Annotated in this window: 12 protein-coding genes and 1 tRNA gene; 5 read left to right on the forward strand and 8 right to left on the reverse strand. The window is 71.4% G+C overall.

Features of this window, described 5'->3' with window-relative positions:
• Positions 1-285: 285 nt before the first annotated feature.
• The 8 genes from H504_RS36610 to H504_RS0123395 all read right to left on the reverse strand — a co-directional run bounded on the left by H504_RS36610 (position 286) and on the right by H504_RS0123395 (position 14,915).
• Positions 286-2,556, reverse strand: coding sequence for a transglutaminase-like domain-containing protein (locus H504_RS36610; RefSeq protein WP_084468076.1), 2,271 nt, complete (start codon positions 2,554-2,556; stop codon positions 286-288).
• Complete coding sequence (locus H504_RS36615; RefSeq protein WP_051386178.1) at positions 2,553-3,971, reverse strand: DUF58 domain-containing protein; 1,419 nt, start codon at positions 3,969-3,971, stop codon at positions 2,553-2,555. Before H504_RS36615 ends, H504_RS36610 begins: the two co-directional genes overlap by 4 nt.
• 2 nt (positions 3,972-3,973) lie before the next feature.
• Positions 3,974-4,939 (reverse strand): AAA family ATPase, encoded by a 966-nt coding sequence (locus H504_RS0123370; protein WP_026424752.1) that lies wholly within the window; start codon positions 4,937-4,939, stop codon positions 3,974-3,976.
• A gap of 37 nt (positions 4,940-4,976) precedes the next feature.
• Positions 4,977-11,126, reverse strand: coding sequence for an Ig-like domain-containing protein (locus H504_RS0123375; RefSeq protein WP_026424753.1), 6,150 nt, complete (start codon positions 11,124-11,126; stop codon positions 4,977-4,979).
• A 122-nt stretch (positions 11,127-11,248) separates the two neighbouring features.
• Entirely contained in the window at positions 11,249-12,700 is a 1,452-nt protein-coding gene (locus H504_RS38985) for a serine/threonine protein kinase (protein WP_051386179.1), read from the reverse strand.
• On the reverse strand, positions 12,697-13,815 hold the full coding sequence (locus tag H504_RS0123385) for an FHA domain-containing protein (protein ID WP_026424754.1): 1,119 nt from the start codon (positions 13,813-13,815) through the stop codon (positions 12,697-12,699). Before H504_RS0123385 ends, H504_RS38985 begins: the two co-directional genes overlap by 4 nt.
• Positions 13,816-14,544, reverse strand: a complete 729-nt coding sequence (locus tag H504_RS0123390) for a PP2C family protein-serine/threonine phosphatase (protein WP_245614425.1) — start codon at positions 14,542-14,544, stop codon at positions 13,816-13,818.
• 295 nt (positions 14,545-14,839) lie between these two features.
• Positions 14,840-14,915, reverse strand: a tRNA-Thr gene (locus tag H504_RS0123395).
• A 94-nt stretch (positions 14,916-15,009) separates the two neighbouring features.
• On the opposite strand from H504_RS0123395, the gene H504_RS0123400 reads away from it, so the two are divergent.
• From H504_RS0123400 to H504_RS0123420, 5 genes are all read left to right on the forward strand, one after another.
• The gene (locus tag H504_RS0123400) at positions 15,010-16,467 is read left to right on the forward strand and encodes a threonine/serine exporter family protein (RefSeq protein WP_084468081.1); all 1,458 of its coding nucleotides are present in this window, start codon (positions 15,010-15,012) and stop codon (positions 16,465-16,467) included.
• A gap of 117 nt (positions 16,468-16,584) precedes the next feature.
• Complete coding sequence (locus H504_RS0123405) at positions 16,585-18,015, forward strand: alpha,alpha-trehalose-phosphate synthase (UDP-forming) (protein WP_026424757.1); 1,431 nt, start codon at positions 16,585-16,587, stop codon at positions 18,013-18,015.
• Positions 18,016-18,052: 37 nt separating this feature from the next.
• Entirely contained in the window at positions 18,053-20,581 is a 2,529-nt protein-coding gene (gene otsB, locus H504_RS0123410; RefSeq protein WP_026424758.1) for a trehalose-phosphatase, read from the forward strand.
• Between the two features lie 253 nt (positions 20,582-20,834).
• A complete protein-coding gene (locus tag H504_RS41570; RefSeq protein ID WP_026424759.1) occupies positions 20,835-21,275 on the forward strand; it encodes a hypothetical protein in 441 nt (146 codons plus the stop codon).
• On the forward strand, positions 21,265-21,846 hold the full coding sequence (locus tag H504_RS0123420; protein ID WP_026424760.1) for a DUF3558 domain-containing protein: 582 nt from the start codon (positions 21,265-21,267) through the stop codon (positions 21,844-21,846). Before H504_RS41570 ends, H504_RS0123420 begins: the two co-directional genes overlap by 11 nt.

The raw sequence follows: 21,846 nt of genomic DNA on the forward strand, positions 1-21,846 counted from the left end.
CCCGCCAGCCGGCTTAGGCCACCGCTCCCCCCAAACAAAACAACTCCACCACAACGGGCAGTTGGTGTCGGCGGGTCCCGAGGCGCGCGGTGCGAGAGTGGAGCCTCGTCGATGAGGGGTGAGTTCTTTTCTTTTTTTTGGGGTGCGCGGTGCGGGAGTGGCGCTTCGTCGATGCAGGGCGGGGTTCTTCTTTTTTTTGGGGGGTGGTGCCGGTGTGGTGCCTCGTCGATTCGGGCGGGTTTTGAGGCGCGCGGCGCAAGGGGGGTGGGGGGTGGTGTTGCGCTATTAAGAGTTTCGGGGGTGGAAGGTGGTGAGGTTGAGGGCGGCTTTGATGCGGCGGAGGCGGGTGGTGTTGGAGCCTAGTTGTTTTCTGATGTCGTCGACCGCGGTCCAGAAGTGGGTGGCTGTGGTGTCGTTGGGGTTCAGGGGGCCGAAGATGGTGGCGTCGGCGGTGTGGGCTAGGTGGAGGACGGTGGGGTTGTTCAGGGTGGTGGCTTGTTCGGGGCGGGTGAGGCCGGTGGGGACGGGGGTGCCGAGGTCTCGGGCGCGGTCGAGGACTTCTTGCCAGCCGGAGGCGACGCGGGTGGCGGGTTCGCCTTGGTGGCGGCGTCGGCGGCGGCGGAGGGATTTGCCGCCGATGATGACCGTGCAGACCAGGGCTACCAGGAGGACGGGAGGACCGGCCCAGGTGAGGATGGTGAGGAGGTAGCCGGGGATTTCCCAGGGGTTGTCCGCGTTGGCCGAGGGGGCGTGGCCGACGTTGGGGTCGACTCGGCTGGCGTCGGTGAGGGAGCTTGGGGGGTGGACCGTGTTGGGTGGGGGGACGACGGAGGCGTCGGTGTTCTCGTACTGCTGTGGCGGGATCTTGTCCGGCTTCTTGGACTTGTCGGGCATGAACTCGGTGTTCATGATCCGCGCCCAGCGGCCGTCGGTGAGGTGGATCTCCACCCAGGCTTGGATGTTCTCGCCCTTGACGATGCCACCGGGGCCGGGGACGGCGCCGAGGACGACGCGGGCGGGCATGCCGAGTTGGTTGGCGGCGAGGGCGTAGACGGCGGCGTACTGCTCGTCGTCGCCGACGGGGCGTTGGGCGTTGAGGAAACCGGTGAGGCGGCCGACGCTGTGGCCGGGGAGGTACTCGGTCTCGCCGGGGCCGCCGTCGCTGTAGGCGCCGTTGTCGTGCAGGTAGGTGGCGACGGCTTTCAGCTTGGAGCCGAGGTTGGCGGCGCCGCCGGTCCAGGTGCGGGTTTTGGCGGCGACGAACTGGTACGCCGACTGGGAGAGGGTGGGGCGGCCGAACGGCTGCGGGTCGGCCGGGACGTCGACCGCGTCCACCACGGTGTCCACTGTGTACTTGTCGCCGGGGTGCAGGCGGTCGGCGACGATGCCGCTGGTGGTGGCGAGGTTGTAGCGGAAGCTCTCGGCGTGCGCGGGGGCGCCCGCGCCCGCGAACCGGACCGCGGTGGGGGTGCCGGGGGTGGGGAGCCAGGCGTTGACGTCGTCGGCGGTGGCGTAGGCGGCGCCGATCTCGATCTCGACGGTGGCCGTCTTGCCCTGCGCCGCCGCGGGGATGCGTGAGCCGACCCGTTGGAAACCGTACTTCGGTTGCCCCGGAACGGCTTCGGTGTTCTCGCCGCCCGCGCCCCACACGGTGCCGGTGTAGTCGTCGAGGGTGGCGATGCGGACCAGGCCGCCCTCGGGGAGACCGGTGACGGCGAACAGGGTCTGGTCCCAGAGCTGGTTGGCGTCCTTGGTGTACTTGCGGAAACCGACCAGCGGGCTGGCGTAGGCGTTGGTGTCGAACGGGGGCGTGATGTACTCGCGCAACACCGTCCGGTGGCCGCCTGCGCCCGGGAGGACGGGGCCCGCGAACACGGCGATCGCCGCCACTGCACCGATGAGCGCGGCGGCGGACATGACGCGGGTGGCGCGGCGGGCGCCGTCGCGGAGTTGGCGGCGACGACGGCGGGCGCGGACCGACGTCCACGCGAGGGTCAGCGCGGCGAACCCGCCACCGAGGACCGTCGGCAGCGTCGGCGACGAGGTGCCGAGCAGCACGACGGCGATCATCACCAGGGCCGGGGCGGCGACCGGGGCGGCGCTGACCCTGACCCGGCGGGCCAGCGTGAGACCACCGGAGCCGCAGAGCAGGCCCAGGATGTACGGGATGACCAGCAGCGGGCCGCTGTCGACCGGCGGCAGCGTGGTCAGCAACTGCTTCCAACTGTCCACACTGGACTTCGCCAGACCGCCGAGCGCGTCCGGGCCGGGCAGGAACCCGGCCACCGCGCGGTCACGCAGGACGACCGCGCCGCCGAGCAGGAAGAACACGGCGACGGTCATGGCGATGACCGTGACCAGGGGCTGCCGCAGGACGTTGGCGACGTGCCCGACCAGCAGGCCGAGGCCGAGGCCGGCGAGCCCGGTCCAGAGGAACGCCCAACCGGTGTAGCTGGTGGTGAAACCGACCAGGGCCACGGTGAACAGCAGCGTCAGGAACACCGCGTCGGCGAGGTCGGCGCGGGTCGGTGTGAGGGAACGCCCGGAAGACGTCATGCCAGCGGTCCTCCAGCGAGCACTGCCCGCAGATCGTCCAGGTCGCGCACGGTCGCGACGGTGAGTCCCACGTTCTCGGTGATCCCGGCGGTGCCGCCGGCGGCGACGGTGATCGCGGCGCGGCGGATGTCGGAGGGGAACTGCCCGCAGGCGCGCAGCAGTTCCGGGAAGGTGCGCGAGCCACCGGCCACCACCACGACGACGGTCGCGTCGGGGGCGAGCCGGGCGGCGCGGGTGGTCAGGTCGTCCAGGCCCATGGTGACCGGGGTGACCCGGGCCAGACCGTCCAAAGCGGACTGGACGGTGGCGTCGTGCACGGCTTGGCCCGCGGCGAACACGGTGAGGTCGATGTCGTCCTCAAGCGCGCGCAGCGCGAGCGAGCCCGCGACCGAGACGGCGGTCTCGAAGTCGTCCAGGTCGGCGTAGGCGGCGGCGTCGCCGTCGACGGCGATGACCAGGCGGGCGCGGCGGGTGTCGAGGTACTGGCGGACCAGGAAGGTGCCGCCCGCGGAGCCAGCGGCCGCGACCTTCGCCGACGACCGCCAGTGGATGTGCCTGCGGTCGTCACCGGGGGCGAACTCGCGCAGGGTGTGGAAGGCGAGGTCGCTGGTGGACAGGTCGGTGGTGGTGTAGCCCTCCAGGTCGCGCAGCATGCCCGCGCCGAGCGGGCCGAGCGGGACCGTCACCGGGTGCACGAACAGTTCGCGGGTGCCGCCCCACTCGACGGCGCGGCGCAGCATGCCCAGCGGGTCGCCGCGCACGGTCACCGCCGGGCCGACCGCGACGACGCCGCGGCGTTCGGTGGGGATGGGGAAGAACTCGCTGTGCACCTGCCCGGACACCAGGCCGGGGACCTCCACCACGTGCACCTCGTCGTCGACGGCGAGTTCCAGCTCCATCGCCAGCAGCCGACCGCCCGCGCGCTTGCCCGCCACCTCGACCACGCAGGTCGCGGGCTGGCCTGCGACGACGCGCTCCTTGTCCAGGTTGAACCGGACGGCGAGCAGGTTGCGGCCGACCGCCCAGCTCAGGCACACCAGGAACGCCAGCACACCAGCGGCCCCGGCGACGACCAGTTCCTGCCAGCCGAGCACGCCGCCCGCGATCCAGGACAGCACCGAGCAGACCAGCACGACCACACCCATCGGCGTGACCGCGCGCAGGGCCTCGACGACCCGGTCCAGCGCGGTGGGCCGACCGGTCGCGGGCCGCTGCGGCTGGACGGGTCGCACCGGCAGACCCGGCCCGACCGGACCGACCTGCCCCACGGCGCTGATCTGCTGGACCGGCGCCGGATTCCCCGGACCCAGTGGACCACTCGGCTCGACCTGGCCCACCTCGCTGATCTGCCGCACCGGCGCGACGGGCCCGGGACCACCCGGTCCGCCGCCGTCCGACTGCCCGAATCCGGTCACGGCTAGCCCCTGGCGACCGGCGGCGCGACGTCGGCCAGCAGCTTCTCGACCACGTCGGTGATCGACACGCCGTCGAACTGGGCCTGCGCGTTGAGCAGGATGCGGTGGCCGAGCACCGGGAGCGCCAGCTCCTTGACGTCCTCGGGGGTGACGAAGTTGCGGGACTTGGTCATCGCCCAGGTCTTGGCGCACCGCACGTAGGCGAGGCAGCCGCGCACGGACACGCCGAGCCGCACGTGCTCGTGCTCGCGGGAGGCCTCGGCGAGCCGGGTGATGTAGGACAGCACGGCCGCGTCGACGTGCACGCGGTCGGCGGTCGCGGCGAGCTGCGACACGACCTGCGACGAGATCACCGGCTGCACGGTGGCCGACCGGTCGCGCACCGACGCGGCCGACAGCAGCGCGACGGTGGCGGTGTGGTCCGGGTAGCCGATGCTGGTCTTCATCAGGAACCGGTCGAGCTGCGCCTCCGGCAGCCGGTAGGTGCCCGCCTGCTCGATCGGGTTCTGGGTGGCGATCACCATGAACGGCTTGCCGACGTCGTGCGACACGCCGTCGACGGTGACGCTGCCCTCCTCCATGACCTCCAGCAGCGCCGACTGGGTCTTCGGCGACGCGCGGTTGATCTCGTCGGCCAGCACGATCGAGTGGAACACCGGGCCGCGGTGGAACTCGAACTCCTGGCGCCGCTGGTCGTAGATGGTCACCCCGGTCACGTCCGACGGCAGCAGGTCCGGGGTGAACTGGATGCGCGAGTTCGTGCCCTGCACCGACCGGGCCAGCGCCTTGGCCAGCATCGTCTTGCCGGTGCCGGGGTAGTCCTCCAGCAGCAGGTGCCCCTCGGAGAGCAGGCAGGTCAACGCGAGGCGGACCGTGTGCTCCTTGCCGACGATGGCGACGCTGACGTTGGCGACCAACCGGTCGAAGGTCTGCGCGAACAGTTGCGCCTGCTCGGGTGTGGCCGTCATCGCCCGTTCCTGTCCTTTGTGTACTCGGTGAGCACTGTCACCACACCAACTTTCCTTGAACGTTGTCGCAGGTGACGTAGACCGTTGTCCCTGGCGAGCCGTAGAAGTTCTTCGACTGGCGGGTCTCGTTGGGGCCGTAGCTCTCCTTGACCCAGGTGCCCGGCTTGTCCGCGGAGAACGAGCAGGAGACGTTGCCCTTGAAGTCCTTGGTCTGCACCGTGATGAACGCGCAGCTCGCGTCGGTGCACGCGTTGGGGTCGCTGCCGCACGGGGTGGCCGGGTCGCCGCCGCCGCACTTGGCGCCCTTGGTCACGGTGACAACGGGAGTCGGCGGCTTCGGGCCGGTCGTGATCGACTTCGACACCGTGACCGGGTCGCGGTCGCCGGTGACGTCGGTGACCGTGACGGTGATGGTGTCGCTCGTGTCGTAGCCGACTTGCTCGTCGTCGTTGAGGGTCCACACGCCGACCCCGGTGGTCTTGGTGGTCGTGCCGGTCTTCGTCTTGACCTGGACCTTGGCCGCCTTGCCGTTCGGGTCGACGCTGATCTGGTAGTTGATCTTGTCCTCGGTGGTGGACAGGGTCAGCTCCAGGTCCTTCATCTGACCGAAGGTGGTCACCTTGGCCGACGCGGGCGCGTTGCACGGGTCGCCCGCGTAGGCGCCGCCGCTGCTGCCGTTGCAGGTGCGCAGCGAGATCACCGTCTCCTGGCCGTTGGGCAGGCCGTTGACGGTGTAGCTGACGTCGTCCTTGCCGTCCGGGTCGTAGGTCCAGGTGCCGCAGGTGTTGCCGCCGCCCCAGGTGCAGGTGACGGTGTTCGTCTTGCCGTGCGAGGCGGGCGCGTCGAAGGTGATCTTGGCTTGGCCGTCGACGCCGGTCGCCTCCGCCTTGAACGAGGACCGGAACGGGTCGGGGGTGGCGGTCGCCTCCATCTCCGCGCCTGGGCTGGGCGCGGAGGTGTGGCCGTCACCGGGTCCGGCGTTGGCCGCGGTGACCACGTAGGTGTAGATCGTGCCGTCGTTGACCAGGCCGTCGTCGGCGCAGGTGGTCACGGTGACGTCGGCGCACACCTTCTTGTCGCCGCCACCGCCGGAGCGGGTGAGCGTGTAGGTGACCGGCCCAGGACCGTTGGAGCGCACCGGGGCCCACGAGATCCGCACCGCGCGCTGGTTCGAGTCCGCCGACTGGGCGGCGGTGAACGTCGGTGCGCTCGGCCGGTTCGGCGCGCCCGCGGACTGGGCGGTGGTGGACGTCGCCGGGCCGGGGCCCTGGGCGTTCACCGCGACGATGGTGAAGGTGTAGACGGTGTCGTTGTCCAAACCGGACGGTGTGGCGGTGGTCGCCGTGCCGGGGAGGGTCATCCGGCCGCCGCCGGTCCAACTGACCTCGTACTTCTGGATCGCGCTGCCCTCGTTCTGGGCCGGGGTCCAGGTGAGCGTGATGGAACCGTCCCGTTGGGACTGCGCGGTCAACCCGCCGACCGCGCCCGGCACCTCGTCCGGTGTCGCCGACGCCGACGGCGCGCTCGGTTTGCCCCAGCCGACCAGGTTGCGCGCCTTCACGGTGAAGGCGTAGTCGCGGCCGTTGGTGAGACCGGAGATCGAGCACGGCGACGCGGCGCACGCCTGGCTGCCGCCGTCCCAGTCCACCTCGTAGCCCTCGATCGGGGCGCCGTTGTTGGCTGGCGTGCCCCAGGCGAGCTCGACGACCTTGCTCAGCGTGGTGCGGCCCGGGATCGGGATGCTCGGCGCGTCCGGGACGCCCAGCACGCGCAGGGTGATCCGGCCGGGGACCAAGCGGTCGTTGCGGGTCGTGTCGGCAACGTCGGTGACCGTCACCTCGAACGACATCGTGCCGTGCGCGTCGGCGCCCGGGGTGATCCGGACGGTCGACCCGCTGGAGGTCGCGGTGGCGGACATGCCGTCGGCCTGGCGCACCGACACGACGGAGATCACCGGGTCGCGCAGCCGGGACCGCACGTACTGGGCCAGGTTGATCTCGGCGGTCTCGCCCGCCTTGATGCCGTCGATGGCCACCGGCGACACCGACGGGGCGGGCACCGCGATGACCCGGACCGAGAAGGTGGTCGGCGGGGCGGGTGAGCCGTCCACGCCGATCTCCAGCACGCCGCTGGCGCCCGGTCGGGCGGCACCGGAGGCGGTGAGCCGGATGGTGCGCGAACCGGAGCCCGCGATCTCGACGCCGTCGGCCTCGTCGCGCCACCGCGCGGAGTACTTCAGGTCGTTCGCGCCACCGGGTTTGGCCGTCCACACGTGGCAGACGGAGGTGATGTCCATGCCGATGGTGGTGCCGCCCGCGATCAGCGTGATCGTCCCACTGGGACAGCGCAGGATCGGCACGTCCGGCCCGACCTGGACCGGGACGGTGATGATCGCCGTCGTGCCCTCGGTGAGGTTCGGGCCGTCGGTGACCTCGAAGGTGACCGCGGCGGGCCCGTTGTAGCCGGGAACCGCGGTGAGCACCAGGTTCTGGTCGCCGTCGTTGCGGGCCTGCAGGCCGATCGACGGGGACGCGGAGATCTTGTCGGCCAGCGTCAGCCGCACCGGCTTGCCCGCCGGGTCCACCACCAGGTCGGCGACCGACACGGTCTTGGTGCCGCCGATCGGGATGTCGATGCTCTGGTCGGACTTGGCGTAGGGAGCGCCATTGCCGGTGGCGGGCACGTGGACGAACCCGAGCGCGGTCGCCCCGCCGCCGTCGCGCAGCTCGTAGGCCACCGTGCGCGGTTGGTCGTGCACCGGCAGGGTGATCTTGCCGTCGGAGATCGTCGCCTTCGGGTCGAAGACCTTGGTGACGGTCAGGTCCTCGGCGGAGCCGTCCACGTCGCCGGCCGACTTGAGCACGTCGACCTCGACCGTGTCGGCGCCCGGCTTGGGCTCGGCGTAGGTGTCGCCCGCGATCGGCGGCATGTTGTAGTCGCGCTGGCTGCGCACGGTCAGCGTGGCCACGGACGGCTCGCCGAAGCCGCCGGTGATGCTGTAGACGATCACCAGCGGCTTGCCGGTCAGCTCCGGCGCGGTCAGCTCGATGAGCCCGTTGTCCTGGTTGAGCGTGACGTCCTTGGGCAGGTTCGGGTTGCGCTGCGCGAGCGGCTCGACCTGGATCGTGTCGCCGGGGGCGTGCAGGTCGTTGGCCATCACGTCGATCGCCAGCCGGATGCCGGGGGCGGCGGTGACCACGTCGTCCACCGCGATGGCGGGTTGCGGGTCGCCGGGCGGCACCACGGCGACCCGGATGTCGGCGGCGGTGGTCTTGCCGTACTGGTCGGTGACCAGGTAGGCGAAGGTGTCGGTGCCCGCGCTGGTCGGGTAGGCCTGGTAGGTGATCGAGGTGGCGCCGATGTTGATCACGCGGCCGAGCGCGGCGGCGGAGCCGATGCCGGACACGGAGACCGAGTCGCCGTCCGGGTCCACCCCGCTGGTCGGGATGATGATCTTGATCGTGTCGCCCGCGGTCGCCCTGGCGTCCACCTCCTGCGGGGCGGGCGGCTGGTTCGGCGACTGCGGTGTCGGCGCCGGGTTGACCGTGACGTGCGCGTGCCCGACGGCCTGGTCGCCGTTGGGGTTCACCGCGACGTAGGAGATGAGGACCTTCACCGGAGCGTCCACAGTGGCCGGTGGCACGTAGCGGACCACGGTGCCGGTCACGTAGGCCGAACCGACCTGGGTGCCCGGATCGGTCGTGCCGGTGACCGAGAGCTGACCGCGCGCGGGAGCGCCCTCGACGTTGGCCTGCAACGAGATCGGCGACCCGCCGGGCGTGGTGTCGTTGTCCAGCACCGGGATCGCGACCGAGTCACCGGCTCGAACGGTGGCGTAGTCGTCCTTGGGCACCGGGGTGTCGTCGGCGGGCGGCGCCAACTGGGTCACCGACACCTCACCGGTGACCGCGCCGGTCAGGCCGTTGGTGACGGTGTAGCGGACGATCTGCGGGTTCGGGCTCAGCGACGGGGTCAGCGCGGTCAGCCGCAGCCAGCGGCCCTTCACGATGGCGACCTTGATCTGGTCTTCCTCCACCGCGGCCGCGGTCTGCACCACCAGCAGCGAGCCGGACGGGTCGACGTCGTTGGCCAGCACGTCCACCAGCGTCGGCAACTGGCCGCGGACCACCGCGCTGTCCGGCACGGCGACCGGCGGCAGCGGCGCGGACGGCGCGGGCGAGGCGTCGACCCGGATGCTGCCGGTGGCGAATGGGGCGTTGCCGAAGGCGGCCGAGTACTCCAGGAAGATCGTGCCCGGCCGGGCCACGGTCACCGTCACCAGACCGGACTTGATGTCGGTGGTCACCGTCGCCCCGGGCGGGCTGGCCAGGTCGCCGGCGAGCCGCAGCCGCGCGGTCGGGTCGGTCGGGTCGGAGCCGGGGCGGTCGTTCTCCAGCGGGCGCACCTGGATCGGCTGGCCGACCTGGCCGCGCGCCACGTCCGGCTGGGCGACCGCGGCGACCGCGTTGGTGGCCTTCGGGTCCTGCACCAGGACCGATTCCTTGCCCGCCACCAGTTGGCCGCGACCGTCGGTCACGTCGTACTGGACTTCCTGGGTGCCCGGCTTGCGCGGCGCGGTGAACTCGACGAAGCCCTCGGGGGTCGTGGTGACCGAACCGTCGTCGACCTTCGCGTCGTTGAGGACGATCGGGTCGCCGTCGAAGTCGCGCCAGTCGGAGACCGCCGGGATCGACACCAGACCACCGGCGGACACCGCCCACTCGGCGGGCTTGTAGCCGGGCCGCAGCTCCGGCGGCTTGTTCTCGTCCGGACCGCGCGACTCGACGTTGACCGACGCGGTCGCGGTGAGGCCCTTGCCGTCGTCGACGGTGTACTTGAACCGGGTGTCCACACCGGACTCCGGCATGGTCACCTGCACGGTCTGCCCGTCCGGGGCGATGGCCAGCCGCACCGACGGGTTGTCCGGGGCGGTGATCGCCGAGATGGACAGGATGTTGCCCGCCGGGTCGGAGTCGTTGTCCAGCACGTGCAGCACGGTGGTCCGGCCGGGGCGCGCGCCGAGGTTGTCGTCGACGGCCTTCGGCGGCTTGTCCTTGACCGCGTCGGTGTTCTTGTCGTTCTTGGTCTTGTCGTCCGGGTTCTGCACCGGCGGCGGCTTCACCGCGGACCAGTTGTCGACCTTGCGCTGGGTGCTCAGGTCCCACACGGCGCCGGTGGCCAGGTCGTTGAGCACGATCGAACCGCGGTTGGTGCGGAACGCGGGCTTGGCCAGCACGGCCTCGTCGCGCAGGTTGCCCGGGGTCGCCTTGCCGCCGTCACAGGACCGGACGTAACCGGAGGGGGTCTGCGCCCAGGCGGCGTGCACGCACCCGCCGAGCCGGACCGGGGCGGCGGGCGCGCCCTTGCCCGCGTCGGAGAGCACGGTGGGGCGGCCGTCGGCGATGGAGATGGACAGCAGCGACTTCTCGTTCGCCACCAGCACGCTGTCGGCGCCCGGACCGGGCTGCTGCAACATGGTGGTGTCCGACGAGTTGATCGTGACGTCCTTGCCGTCCGGCAGGACCAGGGTCCCCTTCGTCGGGTCCAGGACGACCATGTCGCCGCCGACGGAGGTCACCTGGACGCTCGCCAGCGAGTGCGCGAGCTTGGAGTACTCGGCGCTCTCGAACGCGTCCTGGCTGACCCGGACGGTGGCGACCTTGCCGGTCTTCGACACCACCCGCACGGTCCCGTCCACGCCGACGGCCATCGCGGCGTCCGGGTCGACGGTGGCGATCGGGGCGTTCGCCGGGTCCAGGGTGCCCATGTTCGTCATGCCCGCGCGGGTGTCCACCCTGGTCGCCCACACGCGGCCGGTCTTCGGGTCGAGCGCGGCGAGCGTGCCGCCCGCCATCGATAACGTCGTATCGCCGGGGATGGATAAACCCTGCTCGGGCAGGGCCACCGCGCGGGTCACGTCGACCGGGTAGACCCGGCCGGTGGCGGAGTCGCGCGCGGCGACCGCGGAACCGTCCTGGAACACGTCGAGCTGGTAGGTGCGCTGCGCGCCGCCGGGCGGGTAGAACGCGGCGTCGAGGGCGCCTGCGGGCTTGTTCAAGCGGCCGAACAGGCCGTCCTTGTCGCTGGTCACCCAGATGCCGCCGTCGTCGAGGTCGACCTGGCGCACCGGGTAGCCGGTCGAGGCCAGCGCGTACGTGACCAGAGCCGTCGCCCCGATCGCGAGCACGACCGAGGACGCGATGGCGGTTCGGTGTCGCCTGAAAAAACCCACGTGTCCCCTGCCAGAGTCCCCGAGCCGTCAACCGGCCGTATCGTGTCGGGCGGCGACAATGTTGCAGGTTTGTCGGGTCAGACTCCACACCCGGGTGGTGACCAGTCCGCGGAACCGTTACCGCCGTCGGCGCGCACCACCTTCACCTGGAGGCAAACCCGGGTGCCCGCGGGGGCGGAAATGTCCACGGACGGCGTGGTCGCGGTTTCGGAGCGTGAGGAATCGGCGGTCCGGTAAACGTAACTGTCCGTGGCGAACTGGGCCGAGTAGGTCCACCTGAACCGGAGCGTCGCGGCATCCACGCGGGTGGCGGAAATAGTCGGTTTCCCCGGTGGGGCGTCCAGTCCGCCCGCGTTCTGATCGCGCACCCCCGGGTCGGCCGGGGCGGTGGGTTGGCGCGACGCCGGGGTGCCGGACAACAGAACGGCACCGGTGACGGCGGCGGCCACAAGCGCGACGGCACCCAGGGTGAGCGCCGCCCACGGCCTGCGTTCACGCTCGTTCACTGTGTCCGACGCCACAGTTTTCGGCGGCCGCGCGACGGTCGTCGCGACCGGTTCGACGGGCGCCGGACGGCTGTTCTTCGGCGGGTCGACATAGGCGGGCGGCCGCGCTGCGCCATTCGGCCTAACGCGAGCGCGGGTTTCTTCCACCGGGCGTGACCGGGTTTCCGCAACCGGGTCCGGTTTGGCCACCGGGCGCGGCGGGAGAACGGTCGTTTGCTCCGGGAAAACACCGCTCTGTTCCACCGCGCGCAAGGCGAGCGCGAATTCCCGGGCGGTACCGAACCGGTCGGCCGGATCGGGTGCCATCGCCCGCAACAACACCTGTTCCAACGCGTCCGGCACACCCGGTCGCCCGGTGGTCTTCGCGGGCGTCGTCTCGATCCGGCGGACCAACGCGTCGACACCGTTGTCGCCGTCCGGAACCTCGAACGGCGAACGACCGGCCAGCAGGTGCCACACCGTCGCGCCCAACGAGTACACATCGGACTGGAAGGTGGACGGTTCGCCGCGCAGCACCTCCGGCGGCGACCACGGCACCGACATCAGCACGCCGTCGGCGCCGTGCGCGGCCGCGACCCGACCGGCGATGCCGAAGTCCGCCAGCCGCGGCTCGCCCAACCGGTCCACCAACACGTTGGCGGGCTTGATGTCCCGGTGCAGGATGCCCACCGCGTGCGCGGACTGCACGGCGTTGGCGATCTTCACCCCGACCTGCAGCGCCTCGCCGACGCCGATCCGCTCGGTGCGCGCCCGCTCGGCGAAGTTCGGCCGCGGGTAGTACGGCATGACCAGGTACGACCGGCCGTCCGCGGTGATGCCGGTGTAGAAGACCTGCGCGATGTGCGGGTGGTCACCGAGCTCGGCCATCGCGTCGGCCTCGGCGGTGAACCGGCCCACCGCCTTGAGGACCTTCACCGCGACCTCGCGCTTGGGCTCCGCCTGCCGGTACAGGTGCACCTCGGCGAACCCGCCGGACCCCAGGAACCGGACGAACACCAACCCCGGTATCGGCGGCGCGCTCACCCCACCACCTCGAACACGAAGCTCGTGTCGTCGGCCAGGCTCACCACGGTCCCCGGCACGATCTCGACCGGCTGGTACGCGACCAGGTCGAACGGCAGGTCGGCGGGCGGCGCGACGACGGTCCCGTTGCGCGAACCGAGGTCGACGGCGAACACCTGCCAACCGAGCAGGCGGATCTCGACGTGGTTGCGCGAGATGTCGCCGTCCGGGCTCCGCAGGCGGACCACGTGCGGCCGGACCGACTGGTCGCTGCCCACGTCCGGGGCGCGGCCGAGGAGGACACCGCGGTCGAGCTGGACGAGGTCACCGGAGGACAGCCGGAGCGCGCCCAGGGTCGGCCGCGGGATGTCCACCGGCTGCTGGGGCGGCACCCCGGCACCGCAGACCCGGCAGGCCACGGCGTGCGGCGGGTTCCAGTGGCCGGAGTCGCAGCGGATCGCGGGGACCAGGGTCGGCGCTGCGGCGGTGGCCGGGCGGGCCCGGGTGGCCCCCGGGTCCTCGGCGACGGCCCACGCCAGGTGGGTGATCACCTCGGTGGTGCCCTCGGCGGGCAGGTGGGTGGTGCGCTCGTCGACCGGCAGCTTGGTCGTCTCCGGCACCGTGACGGCGACCGCGGCCGGGGAGACGACCACGGGTGCCGCGACGGCCTGCACCGCCTCGGCGGGCTCGGCGGGGACAAGCGCTTGCGCCAGCTCGATGTCCAGACCACCGGCCCGCACGACCCCGCTGTCCAACGGCAACGCCGACCCCTCGGTGACCGGGCCGCCCAGCACGAGCCGGACGGTCGAGCGGTCCAGGCGGGTCTCCACCCAGGTGCTGACGTGCTCGGCGGTGACCACCCGCGTCGAACCGTCCGTACCGGTGAGCTCGACCCGGGCCGCGCCACGCACGATCACCTGGCCCGCGCCCTCGGCGAACCCGGCGACCGCGAAGTCCCGCACCGCGCGCAAACCGTCCGCCGCGATCGCGCCCACCAACTCCACCTCGTCGGCACCGGCGCGCGCCAACTCCCAGCAGCGCGCCACCAGCGGCGCGGCCGCGTCGGCGGCCACCAACAGCCACGTGCGCGGACCGGTCACCGCGACCCAGCCCCCGGGGCGGTACCGGACCTCCACTCAGGACACCTTTCTCGGCGCGGTCTCGTCGTCGGCCGGGGGCGTGTGCGCGGGCACGTGGTCGACCACGACGGCGGTCACGTTGTCGCGCCCACCGGCCACCACCGCGGCCCGCACCAGGCTCGCCGCGGCGTCGCGGGGGTCGTCCCAGGAGGCCAGCACGGACGCGAGCGCCCCGTCGTCCAACTCGCCGGTGAGGCCGTCGGAGCAGACCAGGAACCGGTCGCCCTCGGCCAGCGGGAACACGAAGATGTCCGGCTCCGGCGCGGTCGGCGACCCCAACGCCCGGGTCACCACGTTGCGCCGCGGGTCCGTCGCCGCCTCCGCCGGGCTCAGCTTGCCCGCCGCGACGAGCTCGTTGACCTCGGAGTGGTCCACCGTGAGCTGCTCCATCGAGCCGCCCGCGTACCGGTAAACCCGCGAATCCCCGACGTTGAACACCACCCAGTGCGGTGACCCGGCGAAGTCCACCAGGCACAACCCGGTCACCGTCGTCCCCATCCCCCACTGCTCCGGGTTCCGGGCGGCGGCGGCCAGGATGTCCCCGTTCAACCGGACGATGTGCCGCCGCACCTCCTCCGGCCGCACCACCCCCGCCAACCCCAACTGCGCGAGACCGGCCACGGCCAACCCACTGGCCACATCCCCCGCCGCGTGCCCACCCATCCCGTCCGCGACCGCGAACACCGAGGACGTCACCACGTAGTTGTCCTCATTGGCCGCGCGCACCAACCCAACATCGGTAGCGGCCCCAGCCCGAATCGTCGGTTCCCCGGTCACCGGGCACCCCCCGTGGTTCGACAGTCGACGACCACATCGTCCCAGCCCAGGCCGCCGTTGCACACCTGGTTGACCGGTCCCGGACACCCCGCCGCACCGAGTGATCACTCGACCACCACACCGTAACCGCCGACTCGGACCCCACACCGCGACCACCGCGCCGTGGGGTCTGGGGGTCGCCCCCAGGGGCGAACGCGGAACGCAATCCGGCGAGCGCTCTCCGCGAGCAGACTCCACCCATGTGTGGAGCCGGCAGCGGGACTTGAACCCGCAACCTTTCGCTTACAAGGCGAGTGCTCTGCCAATTGAGCTATGCCGGCATCTGGCGCCACACCGCGCCAGCGTCAATCCTACGGGCCGGGATGGGTCGGCTTGCGGGGCGGCCTTTGATCCGCAACGGTCGACAGACATGGGATGAGTGAGGAGGACGGGATCGTGCGGTTCCCCCAGCGGGCCAGGTGGCGGGTGTGGCGGCAGCGGGGTGCCCCGGTGAACGGCCAGGTCAACGGGCACGCCAACGGGCACGTGGAGGCGGCGGTGCAGGGGCCGCGGCTGCCGGAGGAGCGGACCGTGCACTCCGTGATGGACCTGGCACTGCGGATCGGGGAGGTGCAGATGGCGTCCGGGGCGGGGGCCTCGGACGTGACGGCGACGGTGATCGCGGTGGCGGCGGCGTACGGGCTGCCGCACTGCGAGGTCGATGTGATCTTCACGTCGATCACCGTTGCCTGCAGCCGCGGCACCGACGAGCCGCCGATCACGTCGCTGCGGGTGGTGCGTTCGCGTGGGCTGGACTACACGCGGTTGGCGGACGTGGAGACGCTGGTCGGCAAGATCACGTCGAACCGGATCGGGGTGTCGCGGGCGCGGGCCGAGCTGGAGCGGATCACCACGGCGCCGCACCCGTACCCGCGGTGGGTGGCGACGGCGGCGTACGCGGCGATGGCGGCGGCGATCACCGTCCTCATCGGTGGGTCGGCGGACATGGCCGCGTTCGCCGGGGTCATCACCGCCGTCGTCGACCGGGTCGGCCGGGTGCTGAACAAGCGGGCGTTGCCGTTCTTCTTCCAGCAGGTCGTGGGCGGTGCCCTGGCGACCGGTGCCGCGCTGGCGCTGTTGGCGGGCCACGTGATCACCGCGCGACCGACGGTGCTGGTCGCGGCCGCGATCACCGTGCTGCTGTCGGGGTTGTCGGTCGTGTCGACCGTGCAGGACGCGATCACCGGCTACAACGTGACCGCCGCGGGCCGCACCATGGAGATCTCGCTGATGACGGCCGGGCTGATCGCCGGGGTCGTGCTGGCGCTGAACATCGCCACCTCGCTCGGCATGGCGCACACCGCGCTCGCCGACCCGTTGCCGCCCAGCGCGTTCCGGCTGCCGGTCCAGACCATCGCGGGAGCGGCGGCCGCCGCCCTGTTCGCCTTGGCCAGTTACGCCAAGCCACGTGCGCTGCTCGTCGCCTCGGGCGCGGGCGGCGCGGGGACGGCGGTGTTCGGCGCGCTCACCCTCACGGGCACCAGTGCCATCACGGCGTCCGGGATCGCGGCCGTCGTCATCGGGTTCGCGGGCGGGATGCTGTCGCGGCGGCTGCGGATGCCGCCGCTCGTGGTCGTCGTGTCCGGCATGGTGCCGTTGCTGCCCGGCCTCACCACGTACCGCGCGCTCTACGAACTGGCCGCGGAACGAAGCACCGCCGGGTTACCGACCTTGATGCTGGCGGCGGCGATCGCACTCGCACTCGCCGCGGGCGTCGTCCTGGGCGAGTACCTCGCCCAACCGGTGCGCAGCGGTCTGGGCAGGTTGGAGCGCAGGCTGTCCGGGCCGCGGCTCTCGGGACCGTTGCGGCCAACGGAAAGGCGGCTCGAGTAAACCCCCGGCGGGCGTGAGAGTCGCCACGCGCGCTCACACCGGTCGCAGGACGCGGGGAGTGCCCGCACTGGCTAGCCTCAAACCCTGAGGTCCCTTGGCAGGAGGAGGCACGGCGGCGTGAGCAGCGGAGACGGTGCGGAGTTCATCGTGGTCGCCAACCGGCTGCCGGTCGACCTGGAACGCCTCCCGGACGGCTCGCAGCGGTGGAAGCACAGCCCAGGCGGGCTCGTCAGCGCCCTGGAGCCGTTCCTGCGCAGCCGCAGCGGCGCCTGGGTCGGCTGGCCCGGCGTGGCGGACGCGGACGTCGAGGAGTTCACCGAGGACGGTCTGCGGCTCTACCCGGTGGCACTGACGGCCGACGAGGTCCGCGACTACTACGAGGGCTTCTCCAACGCGACCCTCTGGCCGCTCTACCACGACGTGGTGGCGCCGCCGGTGTTCGACCGCGGCTGGTGGGACAGCTACGTCAAGGTCAACCACCGGTTCGCCGAGGCCTGCGCGAAGGTGGCCGCCCCGGGCGCGACGGTGTGGATCCAGGACTACCAGTTGCAGTTGGCGCCCGCGATCCTGCGCGACCTGCGACCGGACCTGCGGATCGGCTTCTTCCTGCACATCCCGTTCCCGCCGACCGAGCTGTTCATGCAGTTGCCCTGGCGGGCCGAGATCGTGCGCGGCCTGCTCGGCGCCGACCTGGTCGGGTTCCACCGGCCCGGCGGCGCGCAGAACTTCCTCTGGCTGGCCCGTCGGCTGCTCGGCCTGGAACCCACCCGCGGCGCGGTCGGCGTGCGCACCCGGCCCGGCGTCATCCAGCTCGGCGACCGGGCGGTGCGGGTCGGCGCGTTCCCCATCTCGATCGACTCGGCGGGGCTGGACACGTTGTCGCGCAAGCGGGAAACGGTCGCCCGCACCCAGCAGATCCGCGCCGACCTCGGCAACCCCAAGAAGGTCATCCTCGGGGTGGACCGACTGGACTACACCAAGGGCATCGACGTCCGGCTCTACGCGCTGCAGGAGCTGCTCTCCGAGGGCAGGGTCGACCCGACCGAGGTCGCCATGGTGCAGCTCGCCACGCCCAGCCGCGAGCGGGTCGAGCACTACCAGCGGATGCGCAGCGACATCGAGCAGGTGGTGTCCCGGATCAACGGCGAGTTCGGCCGGATCGGCCGCCCGATCGTCAACTACCTGCACCAGTCCGTCGGTCGGGCTGAACTGTCCGCGTTCTTCGCCGCGGCCGACGTCATGCTGGTGACCCCGTTGCGGGACGGGATGAACCTGGTGTGCAAGGAGTACGTGGCCTGCCGCCACGACCTCGGCGGCGCGCTCGTGCTCTCCGAGTTCGCGGGCGCCGCGGCGGAGCTGACAAGCGCTTTCCTGGTCAACCCGCACGATCTTGACGGGGTCAAGAACGCCATGCACGCGGCCCTCACAATCGATCCAGCGGAGGGTCGCCGTAGGATGCGCGCGCTGCGGCGACAAGTGTTGACCCACGACGTCGACCGGTGGGCGCGCTCGTTCCTCGACGCGCTGGACCCGGAGCACGCCCACTGAGCAGCACCGCCCCGAAAACCAAGCCAAGGAGAAGGCGTTGACCGCCGAGGCCCTCCCCGCCGAGTTGCGCCGCGCCGTCGTGCAGATAGCCCGCACGCCCCGGCTGCTGGTCGCCTGCGACTACGACGGGACGCTCGCGCCGATCGTCGAGAACCCCGAGAACGCCCGCCCGCACACCGAGTCCGTCGGCGCGCTGCGCTCGCTGGCCGTCCTGCACGAGACGACGACGGCCGTCATCTCCGGCCGGGCCCTGCGCGACCTGGCCACCCTGTCCCGGCTGCCGTCCGAGGTGCACCTGGTCGGCAGCCACGGGTCCGAGTTCGACGTCGGCTTCGTGCACGCCCTCGACGGCGAGGCGCGCGACCTGCACCGCCGGATCGAGGCCGAGCTGGAGAAGCTCATCGAGGGCGCGCCGGGTGTCGCCCTGGAGGTCAAGCCCGCGAGCATCGCCGTGCACGTGCGCCGCGCCGACCCCGCGGTCGCCGACGACGTGCTGGGCAAGGTCCGCACCGGACCCTGCACCTGGCAAGGGGTCCAGGTCACCGAGGGCAAGGCCGTGGTCGAGCTGGCGGTGGTCCAGACCGACAAGGGTCACGCGCTCGACGTGCTGCGCCACCAGGTCGGCGCGACCGCCGCGATCTTCGTCGGCGACGACGTGACCGACGAGAAGGCGTTCGCCCGGCTCGCCGGACCGGACCTGGGGGTCAAGGTCGGCGACGGGGAAACCCTCGCGGCGTACCGGATCCCGGACCCGGTCGCGGTCGCCAAGGTGCTGGCGTTCCTGCTGGAGGAACGGCGCAACTGGCTCTACGGCGAGCAGGCGCCGCCGATCGAGCGACTGTCCATGGTGGCCAACGAGCGCTCGGTCGCCCTGGTCACCCCGGACGCCAGGGTCACCTGGCTGTGCCACCCGGAGCCGGACTCGGCCGCCATCTTCGCCGACCTGCTCGGCGGCCCCACCGCGGGCCACTTCTCGGTGTCCCCCGAACGCGGCGGCCTGCCGCTCGGGCAGCGCTACCTGCCGGGCACCATGACGGTGGAGACCCGCTGGTCCGGCCTGCTGGTCACCGACTACCTCGAGCACGGGGCCGCGCCGCACCGCACCGACCTGACCCGGGTGCTGTCCGGCAGTTCCGCCGCCGTCGTGGAGTTCGCGCCGCGGCCGGAGTTCGGCCAGGTCCAGGTCCGGCTGGAGGCCACCGCGGACGGGCTGCGGGTGCGCGGCACGTCCGACCCGATCGCCCTGCGGGCGCCGGGGGTGACATGGGAGATCACCTCCGACGGCCAGGTCGACTCGGCGCGCGCCGTGGTCCAGCCCACACCGGAGTCGCCGGTCGTGTTCGAACTGCGCTGCGGCACCAACGACCTGTCGCCGCACCCGGTCGCCGAACCCGACCGCAAGGCGCTGGCGGCCACTTACTGGACGCGGTGGCTGGACTCGCTGGTGCTGCCCGCCGTGGAGAAGGACCTGGTCGCCCGCTCGGCGCTGACCCTGCGCGGCCTGTGCCACAGCGAGACCGGCGCCATCATGGCCGCCGCAACCACATCGCTGCCCGAGGAGATCGGCGGCATCCGCAACTGGGACTACCGCTACTGCTGGCTGCGCGACGCGTCGATGACCGCGAAGGCGCTCGTGTCACTGGGGTCCACTGTGGAGGCGGAGGCGTTCCTGGCCTGGGTGCACCGGGTCCTGGCGACCCTGCCCGGCCCGGAGCGGCTGCACCCGCTGTACACCATCGCGGGCACCACACTGGGCCCCGAGGCCGTGATCGACACGCTGCCCGGGTACGCCGGTTCCCGCCCGGTCCGGGTCGGCAACCTCGCCAACCAGCAGGTCCAACTGGACGTGTTCGGCCCGGTGGTCGACCTGGTGGCCGCGCTCTCGGCGGCCCGGGGGTCCCTTTCGGACAGTGACTGGTCGATGGTCGAGGCGATGGCGGAGGCCGTCACCCGCCGCTGGCACGAGCCGGACCACGGCATCTGGGAGGAACGGCACCGGCCGCGCCACCACGTGTACTCCAAGGTCATGTGCTGGCTCACCATCGACCGCGCCATCACCCTCGCCGCCACCTACGGCCGCACCCCGCGGCCCGGCTGGGCGGACCTGCGCGCCACCATCGCCGAGGACGTCCTCACCAAGGGCTGGAACGACCAGGTCCGCGCCTTCACCACCGCCTACGACGGCACCGACCTGGACGCCGCCACCCTGATGATCGGCATGGTCGGCCTCATCGACCCGACCGACGACCGGTTCCAGTCCACCGTCACCGCCACCGAGGCCGAACTCCGCTCCGGCTCCACCGTCTACCGCTACCACCGCGACGACGGCCTCCCCGGCGACGAAGGCGGCTTCCACATCTGCGCCGCCTGGATGATCGAGGCCTACCTGCTCACCGGCCGCCGCCCAGAAGCCGAAGACCTCTTCGCCCAAATAGTCAACGCCGCCGGCCCCACCGGTTTGCTCCCCGAAGAATACGACCCCATCGCCGAGCGGTCCCTGGGCAACCACCCCCAGGCCTACTCCCACTTGGGACTTATCCGCTGCGCCCAACTTTTGTCCACGTAGCCCAACATTTGCCAGAAGGCGTGCCCCTTCCCCCCCGGGGGCACGCCTTCTGGCACATCGGTCATCCTTGAGCAACACCCAGCACCACGCCGGTGTGACGACGCACACTCTCCGTCATCCACCATCCCCCGGTCGTTCGCCCTCTTTCGCGTCGTTGCGCCCGCCTGGGCGAACTCGGACAGAACGCACGCACCCGACTCCGCTCCGTTGCTAGCCTGCCCTTCGGCAGCCACAGCCAACGAGGGAGCCTGCCATGTCGGAGGGCGCCAACGCGGTCAGCGTTGACCTGCAAATCGCGGCCGAGATCGCCATCGGCCGAGTCCGCGACATCCTCCCCGGCCCCCACTCACCACTGCACGCGGGCAGCGGCGGCTCAGGCGGCCGGTACCGGCTCGACAGCATCGCCGCCTTGGACGCCGTCATCGCACAGTGGAAGGTAATCCTCGACAAGATCGCGGCCAGCCAACGCAAACTCATCACGGCCTTCGACCGCGTAGCGTCACCAGCCGGGGATCAAATAAGCAACTTTGAGGCGATGGTAACGAAGAACAGCATCCGCCACGCCATTAACCACAATGTTGCAATGCACAATTACGCGCGGGCGTACATCGCCAAGCTGACATCTGCCCGCCAGGCTTATGTCACAGTCGAGACGGAGAACGAACTGGTTCTACGTTCCACTGGTGGGCATTGACATGCGTGCCCGCGCGTTCATCGGGCTGGCCTTCGCAACCCTCCTGGGTGTGGCGAGTTGCGGGGAGGTGGCAGGGACACCGGTTGCGAGCATGCGCTCCCCCAACGTGGACAACAGCTACGGAGCGCCTCGGGTGCAGAACCCGATCGATCCCGGTCGGTTTCTCAAAGCGCCTTGCGCCGTGCTCACCGAGGCCCAGTCCACCGGACTTGGCTGGGAGAAAGAGGGAACCCCACACGAACTCGACTCCGACGCGCCTTCCTGCGACTGGGACAGCCCGTCCTTCGCCAATTTCGACTTCGGGTGGCTCACGTCCAACGGGGGAGGTCTCGCCGACACGTACCGCGCTTTCCGAAACGACACCGGATACTTCGATCCGGTGACGATAGCGGGGTATCCCGGCGTGTTCCACTTCAGCGATGACCTCCGCAAGGAAGGCTTCTGCAACCTGGTCGTCGGCATCCGTGACGAATTGACTTTCAGGGTGGGCTCGTTGGGGGCGGGCCCAACGGCCTGCGACACCCTGAAGGAGATGGCCAGGCTGGCGATCACCACCATGAAGGCGGGGTAG

This window comes from Actinokineospora inagensis DSM 44258 (genome assembly GCF_000482865.1).
In the GTDB taxonomy this organism is placed as follows: domain Bacteria; phylum Actinomycetota; class Actinomycetes; order Mycobacteriales; family Pseudonocardiaceae; genus Actinokineospora; species Actinokineospora inagensis.